General features: G+C 34.9%; 9 protein-coding genes. All 9 read right to left on the minus strand.

Features of this window, described 5'->3' with window-relative positions:
- Positions 1–40 precede the first annotated feature (40 nt).
- Positions 41–997: a CgeB family protein gene (locus tag A4R26_RS04750; RefSeq protein WP_165760149.1), complete on the minus strand. Its 957-nt coding sequence runs from the start codon at positions 995–997 to the stop codon at positions 41–43.
- Positions 998–1,045: 48 nt separating this feature from the next.
- Positions 1,046–1,945, minus strand: a complete 900-nt coding sequence (locus A4R26_RS04755; RefSeq protein ID WP_081161412.1) for a hypothetical protein — start codon at positions 1,943–1,945, stop codon at positions 1,046–1,048.
- A gap of 2 nt (positions 1,946–1,947) precedes the next feature.
- Positions 1,948–3,129 (minus strand): glycosyltransferase, encoded by a 1,182-nt coding sequence (locus A4R26_RS04760; RefSeq protein WP_081161417.1) that lies wholly within the window; start codon positions 3,127–3,129, stop codon positions 1,948–1,950.
- Entirely contained in the window at positions 3,119–4,249 is a 1,131-nt protein-coding gene (locus A4R26_RS04765) for a glycosyltransferase (RefSeq protein ID WP_165760150.1), read from the minus strand. The genes A4R26_RS04760 and A4R26_RS04765 overlap by 11 nt, the downstream gene beginning before the upstream one ends.
- An 18-nt stretch (positions 4,250–4,267) precedes the next feature.
- Positions 4,268–5,080 carry an FkbM family methyltransferase gene (locus A4R26_RS04770; protein WP_081161423.1) on the minus strand — a complete coding sequence of 271 codons (813 nt, stop codon included), beginning with the start codon at positions 5,078–5,080 and terminating at the stop codon, positions 4,268–4,270.
- 24 nt (positions 5,081–5,104) lie between these two features.
- Positions 5,105–5,854 (minus strand): FkbM family methyltransferase, encoded by a 750-nt coding sequence (locus A4R26_RS04775; protein WP_081161426.1) that lies wholly within the window; start codon positions 5,852–5,854, stop codon positions 5,105–5,107.
- Complete coding sequence (locus A4R26_RS04780) at positions 5,829–6,779, minus strand: glycosyltransferase (RefSeq protein WP_081161428.1); 951 nt, start codon at positions 6,777–6,779, stop codon at positions 5,829–5,831. Before A4R26_RS04780 ends, A4R26_RS04775 begins: the two co-directional genes overlap by 26 nt.
- 37 nt (positions 6,780–6,816) lie before the next feature.
- Entirely contained in the window at positions 6,817–7,875 is a 1,059-nt protein-coding gene (locus A4R26_RS04785) for a glycosyltransferase (RefSeq protein WP_081161431.1), read from the minus strand.
- Between the two features lie 7 nt (positions 7,876–7,882).
- Positions 7,883–8,139: hypothetical protein (locus tag A4R26_RS35330; protein ID WP_207625676.1), on the minus strand; the 257-nt coding region annotated here is incomplete at its 5' end.

Genomic DNA, 8,139 nt, shown 5'->3' on the forward strand with positions numbered 1-8,139 from the left:
ATTATCTCCAAAAAACCGAGTAAATATGCTGGTTTAAACCTCATTGTATTTGCTGGATCACATTTTCTAAAATCTGGTAATAACTATATTTTCCATTCTTAACTTTCTGATATCCGTTAGACGTTAAGTTACATAGTTCTCCTTTGTTGCTTAAGTAATACTTTATTTTATCAAGTAAATCTTTATGGTCAGTATAAAAGATCGCCTCATTATGAGTATATATAGAATTTATTTCCTGATTTTCCTCTGTAACAAGGGCTGTATTGCATGCCGGAATCTCAATCGTACGCGTTGTATGGCGCTCAGGAATCCATTTAGATAAAAATCCTAATCCCATCATTGCTCCTGAAATTTCCTTAACATATTGCTCTCCATAAATTCCTTTGCCTTTATAAATAAGGCTTTTATTATTTCTAAACTTCCATGCAAACATCTCCCATTTATTTCCAGCTATCGTCACCTGGATATTTGCTTCCAATAGCCTGGAGATCAAAAATTCACGGTTGCTTTCCTTATGCCCTATAAACACTACTCCTCTTTTTTCTTCGAAAGAGTGATATGGCTTATGTAGCATAGGATCATATCCTTGTGTGCAGAAGATAGTTTTTACTCCATACTTATTATAATCCTCTATTTCGAATGATTTGGTAGTAATACAATAATCATATAAAGGCAAACTATCGTAAAATAATTTTGATTGATGGAATGTAAATGCCGGGTCAGGAGTATAATGGACTAACTTACCGGAATTTGCTTTTAACCGCTGTACAATCTCCGGCCTTATAAAAACACCTTTATCTATCCAAACCATATCAAAATCGAAATTCCCATCCAACTCATTTATTATATACCTATTAATATTATTAATTAAAGTACCTTTTTTAAATCTCCAGCCCAATGATCTTAAGATCCTATTTGTGGCAAGTAAAGGGATATCTGTGTTTATAACTTTAAACTCTTTTATAGGTAGTAGCTGCTTTAAGTATTCACCACGCATTCTGCTGGTACTTCCAATACCATATGGACTTATGTATAATACCCGCATTTAATTAGAGACCTTTCTTTTTATTTTTTTAAAGAATGAAGTAGTTCTCTTTTCATAAAAAAGCCATCTGGAATAAACCTGATCGATGCCCCTATATATTTTACTAAACCTGGAATAATAATAATTTTGAAAGAACAAAAGAATATCTGCTCGGGGTAAATAAGTTATCACATCAGATTTAAAGCCAGCCCAATGTATAATATAAGGAAACCCGTTTTGCTTCTTTCTTATTTTCTCCAAATCTATAAAATCGGCAGCACCATCTTTCGGCCAGATCATTAGCTTTATCCGACTTACAGTTACCTGCTTCATCTGTTCTTTCAAATGCACAATAAAATTTAAATGCGCCTGATCGCCATTAAATACGATTTCCGGAAATTTAGGTCTGGGGGGTTCTGTCCAATCCAGTACTTTGCTAAAATCGTTCCTTGTCAAAACACCTGATGTTCCAAACCACTGCCCGGAATTAAAACTGTACCCAGGGTAAATAAATTTTTCCTCCAATTCACAAATTCTGTCAAGATTATAATATATTTCATTAAACCTTTCAGCCGGTTGCACTTCATCATCTATGATAAACTGAGCATCTATATCTTTTACCGCATCAATTACCGGGCCTGTCATTACAGTATCTGAATCAAGAACCAGGAAAGACTCTCCATCTTCAAGAAATAAAGGCTCCAATTTTCCGTAGCCCCATCCAAACAACTTTCGCGGAATATCAAGTATCTGGATTTTCCATTTTTTCTCTACAAAACTTGTATCAAAATCACCTGCAATAAATTCTTTAATTAAAAATATTGGAATATCAGGATACCAATACCGGATGCTTGCAATACATATTTTTGCAAGATTAAAATCATACTTGTGAGCGTTGACAAAAATTTTTTTTACGTGCATACTCAGGGGGTATACATTTGAATGAGGTTATTGATGGAGTTGTAAATTGAAAATGGAGATGCATTTATTTTAAACGCATAGTCTGCTCTGTTATATCTAATATTGGAAATTCTGACGATACTCTCTCTCCATTCTTTTATTCCATCTTCCAATTTTTTCACAACAACTAACTCCTCACAAAAAATTGCCTCCACTGGAACAGTTTCAGACAGAATTATCGGCAGTCCGCAACACTGTGCTTCCACAGCAACCATTCCAAGCCCCTCCCACAAAGACGGAAAAACAAGAACATCAGCGGCAGACATAATATCCGGAACATCATTTCTTAAACCGAGAAATTTGATTTTATCTGCAAGTCCGGCACTCTTTACTTCTGTTTCCATACTGGTTCCAAGGTTCCCTTTGTAACCAACAAAAACAAATTTCCAATTATCATTCAGGGAAACAAGTTCTTTGGCGACCGAAAATGCAAATTCAGGATTTTTCTGATTTGCCGCAGTATCATTATCCTGTAACCCGATTCTTCCAACAAATAAAGCAATTTTGCATTCTTTGCTTTTCCATCCAAGCTCCTTGCATAATTTCTCTTTACCATGGCTGTTGTATGCAAACTTGTTTACATCAAATCCACAATAAGCAGGATTTGTCCTTCTCTTACTAAATGGCCATTTATTGTAACCATACTCATCCATTACAGCGTTAGATGTACCGGTGATTTTTGACGTTAATGCTACAGTAAGTAAACGGCCTAAGTGATATGAAAACCATCTTACAGGGTTTACAACGTAATTATTTACAAAATTAAATGGATTATGAAGGTGTGCGATTCGTATATCAGGCATATAGCCGGCGCCTAACAAAAAATGCCACCCCGAAATAAAATCCTGGTGGTCATGAATGGCATCATATTGATTTGAAAGAAGAATACTTTTTAAATTTGCTCTAAAGGAAAATAAAGAATTGAATGAATATTTTACATAAAAAATCTTACATCCCTGCTCCTTAATTTCCTCATCAAATAAACGGACTTCACCACCAGTTGCTAAAAAGTCAAATTGAAGATTTAAGTGAGGATGTGTTTTCAAATATTTTACCGTGGCAAGCAGCCACGTTTCTGCTCCCCCGGCACCAAAACCATCAATAATGTGTAATACTCTTTTCTTACGCACAAAATCAACTTTCATATAAATTCACAAAATTTCCAGTAGCGATATTTAGTTCAAACTTTGATTGCTTCATTTTGGAAAGTGCCTCTTTTCTTGAAATAGGAACGCCATTATTCAATACGCCGGAAATTTTTTCTGACCATTTGAAAGGATCGCTTAAATCGGTATAAAATGCAAGCTCGTTTAAAACAATAGCGTCTTGTACTATACCTTTTGTGATAAACATTGGTAAACCAGCAGCCTGTGCCTCAACTATAACTAATCCAAGTCCTTCCCTTGGAAATTCGTTTCTTGGAAAAACAAAAACATCTGCATTTTTCATAATACCGGAAATGTTGTCGTGCCAGCCGAGCAATCTTATATGATTAGCTATGCCCAGTTCCGCAGCTTTTTTTGTGATAATAGCTTCCTGATCACCTTTTCCTACAAAAACACCATACACATCATTCCTCGATTTTAAAAGAGCTGCCAATATATCAATAATATAAACCGGGTTTTTTAATTCATTCATCCTGCCTACGAAAAGCAGAATTTTGCCATGTTCGGGTATTCCTAAATTGCTTCTGAATTCTGCTGGGTTAGCGTTTTCTTCAAACCGCCTTAAATCAATACCGTAATATAATACCTCAAACTTTGGTCTTTTTAACTTCCTTTCTCCGGTAAATTCAACAAGCGTATCTTTTGATATTCCCACAATTAAATCGCTAAAATAGAAACCCAGTCTCCTGAACGGACCTAACAACATTTGATGAAGAAACCGGTTGCCCACTGGCAATGCTTTATCTGTATTATGGATCTGAAGTATTCTTTTTTTAAAACGCATTCGCGCACTTGCCAGCAAATAAAACCCGCTTAAATAGTCGTGGTGCGCGTGCATAATATCATAGCTTCCATTTTTCAAAACCGATCGTAAATGACGTAAAAATGAAATTTTATTACTGATGTTTACCGGCGAGTAAATTATTTCTCCGCCTGCTTCTCTTACCTTTTCATCCAGTCTGCCTTCTTTACCAAGTATGCAATAAAATGTCCAATGCCAGTCAGGCCTCGTCTTTCTGCTCGACAAGAAAATATTTACAAGCCAGTTTTCTACCGCCCCTTTATCCAGGTTTTCAACAATATGAATTATACGAAGCAAAGTCTGCAATTTTAAATACTAATCAGGAATAGCTAAAAACTCGCCGGAGCCCTTTGTAAGTGCTGCTTTGAATGCCTCTGCTTTAGGGTACTTTACAAAATCATATATTTTATATCCTGCATTTATAAGAATTTGCTGTGCATCTCCTGCATGTAAACCATCTATTGCATTTTCATAAGAATCATTAAATTCGAATAAAATAGTTGGCTTGAATTCATTGAGCAATCTGCTGGCGCCCTGAAAAATCAATGCTTCTGATCCTTCCGTATCTATTTTAAGTGCATTAATCTTAGTAATCCCAAGTTCCGATAGTTGCCGGTCTAATGTTTTAGTAACTAACTCTACGTATTTTTTGCTATGTAAAGAATGGAAAGAGCTACTCCCTTTAAAAGTATCATCGTAGTAAAATTTCATTACTTTGCCATCAATATTTGAGCAGCAAACATTTAAAGGAATAATATTAGTAAGATTATTTAATTGAATATTCTTTTCAAGATAAGTGAAATTGGGAGGAAGCGCCTCAATAGAAACTATAGTAACATCAGGCCGTGCAAGAGCAACTGGAATAGAAACAGCTCCTATATTAGCTCCGGTATCCAGTAAATAGCCGTTTTTAGGCAATGTATTTATAATGTACCTTACTAATTCGGGTTCATAACTTCCTTTAGCATAAATTTCAAAATATTGATTGTCGGTTAAATTGGGCAACAGAAATTTGCCTGTTTTAGTATTAACATAGACATCATTTTGTTTACGGTCGCAAAACATATTTGCAAGACGTAATTTTCCTTTGAATGATGGTGTAGCTCTAAACAATTGACCTAACTGCATTTAGATGTTTTTAACTGTTAATGCTTATTTTTTCAATATATTTTTGTCCCATCTTTTGTCTTTCCTTAAGCTATTATCCTTTTTTATAAATAAAAAATCGATCTGGAACAATGCCATATCCAAAGGACGTCTATGTATTTCACAAATATCATAAATAACAAAATCATGTTCACTTAAAAAGGCAATGACTTCATGTGCTAACTTTACGTTCTGATAAACTTCCAGAAAATTTAATTCGAGGAGAATGACTTCAATTGAATTTAAAACTTTCCCGCATCCTTGTAAAATTTCGTATTCATACCCCTGTGTGTCAATCTTAAGTAAAGTTGGAGGCTTTAGGTTTTCTGACTTAATAAAACTATCAAGTCTCATCATTTTCTGACTAACAACCTTTTTTTCGGTGTTGACTTCTTCACTTGCCAGTACCGATGAGGCAGTTTCATCTGCATAAAAATTAATCGACTCTTTATCTTCCTGTCCTATTATTCCTTCAATCACTTTTACATTATTGGATGCAAATCTCCTTTTTAGAGGCGATATCTTATCTTTCAATGCTTCGAAAGCATAAATAGTCGTTTCCGGCCAGATTTCAAGACACATGTTTGAAAAATCTCCCTGATAAGCTCCTATATCAAAAGTTAATTCAGGAGAAAAACCCAGTTCTTTCAACCTCTCAAAAGAAGTTCGCTGATCTGGTATCTTATTTCTGGCAATCATTCTTTTAACATCTCCACTGTAAAGTTTCGCTTCAATTTTTTTCCTGATCAAATTCATTTTGGAGTATTTGGTTAAAAACAATTTTTCGTCCTGTGGCTTCCCCTTTTAATACCGCTTTATAAAATTGCTTATCAATCTTATTTTTCAATAGCAGCCTGATAGTATTAGCTATCTTATTTTTAAAGCTTAATTGTTTAGGGAATTCATTTCTAAAAGATCTGAAAACAATAGCAGATGCTGAAATACCTTCTGCAAGACTCAACAAATATTCTTTGCTTAAACGGTTTTTGGGTATATAATGATCTAAGCTCAGTTCATGAAATAATCCAACGCCTAACCCAATATCGCAGGCGCAAGCTGCCAGGTCATTATCACCACCTGATGACAAAGATTTTCCACTACGATCCAATTGTATATTTCTTTTTCCCTGATCGTTTAAAGAAACATAATATTCCGCAACGTTTCTTCTTACAAAAAGACCCGCGCCGCAAGGCATTGTTTCGGGCATATGAGGAAAATTAGACCATCTGTTTTCATCAAATTCACGATAAACAAACATTCCCCAGTACTTTTTTGTCCATGCTTCAGGCTCTTGCTCAAATATCAAATGAACCTGCCCGCTCCAGGCACCAATATGTGGGTTGTTCTGCGCAATGGCTTCCGCGCATTGAAAAAAATTATTTTTAATAAAGTTGTCATCATCAACGAATACCAATATGCTGCCTGTTGACTCTTTGATTCCTCTGATCCTTGCAGGTGTCAAGCCCTGCTTTTCTTCCCTTAGAAGCTTTGCATTATTATTCAGCTGGAGAAATTGTCTGATGTATTCTTTTTCCAACAAAGATGTTGATGAGTTGTTGTCTACTATAACGATCTCTTTTGCCGCATGCAATTGATTAGCGACAGTGATGCTATCAAGACATCTGCTGAATATCTCTTCAACAGGATTATAGGTACAGACAATTACTGAAATTCCTGGCATAAAGAAGCGTAGGTTTTAACACTTAATCAATTAGGATCTATTCCCCTCCACTAACTATACGATCAACTCGACTGCAATATATTGAGACTGTCATGCTTTCCATCATTTTCTTCTTCATTTCATCAATAGAATTAACATACTTACTATGATCTTTTATTAGCAAAGTCAACTTATTTATTAAAGCAACAGCCATAATATTGGCGTCAGCATAATCTACCATCAGTTCATTATAATTATATATTGCGGCTGTTTCACCAATGCCCCCCGCTTTAATTCCAATAAAAGGCAACCCCCTATTTACCGATTCGAAAAATATTCTTCCCAAAGGTTCCGTTCCACTGAGGTGCATTACCGCATTAAGGTTATCGTAGATACTACTATGATCCTTTACATAACCATATAAAATAACATTTTTTCTATTGCTTAATGAAGCCTTTACCTGATGATCTAAATCTTCACTGATATCGCCAAATAAATGAAAAATAATTTTTCCCGACATATATTCCTTATCAACCTGTTCCAGTAAATAAGGTAGCAAGTGTATTCCTTTACTATGAGCTACACGACCGATTATACCAATATTTAATGGTTGCTTCTTATCATACGTTGGTCTGCTATTATAAATATTGAAAGTAAAGGGATCACAAATAATTTGATTTCGGAAAGGGAATCGCTTGGAAATGTATTCTGAAATCGTAATAAGTTTAATATTCTCCGGTATATTTTTCTTTGCCAATTTCCAGCGTTCCGGAGAAATATCTTCCAATATTCTAATATGCACAGTAAAAAGACACTTCGGGAATATTTTAGCTAAAAGCAATATATATTTTATATGTCCTGCCTCATTAAGATATAATTTTTTATATCTACCGATGAAGAACGAATAAAAAAGTTTTAAATATAAGAATGCAGTGCGGGCAGGATTATAAGTAATTATCTTATGCCTAGTACTGGTATCAAGCAAAACTTCTTCCAGATCACTTCCTGATGGAATAATGATATCAAATTTCAATGAAGTATTAGTCACATAGTCGAGCAGCACTCGTTCGCTTCCATATAGTTTGCCAGAAGGGCTGATAACTAATGTATCATTCACAACAGTACTATTTAACTTTTAAATCAAACAGGTACTGCTCAATTTTAGATACCTGGTTCTTATAAAGGAATTGTTTAGCAAATTCGATTCTTTGCTGCTGCTGCTGCCTTGAATTATATTCGCTTAAATGATTGATCACATGCGAAAAAAGGGCCGGCAGGTTATCATTTTCTAGTCTGCTTTCAGTCATTTGAAGTATCCCGGGATAGTTTTTCCAATAAGTACTTATATTATTTGATATAACTACTTTTCCTGTTCCCAAAT

Source organism: Niastella populi (assembly GCF_002078015.1).
Lineage (GTDB): Bacteria > Bacteroidota > Bacteroidia > Chitinophagales > Chitinophagaceae > Niastella > Niastella populi.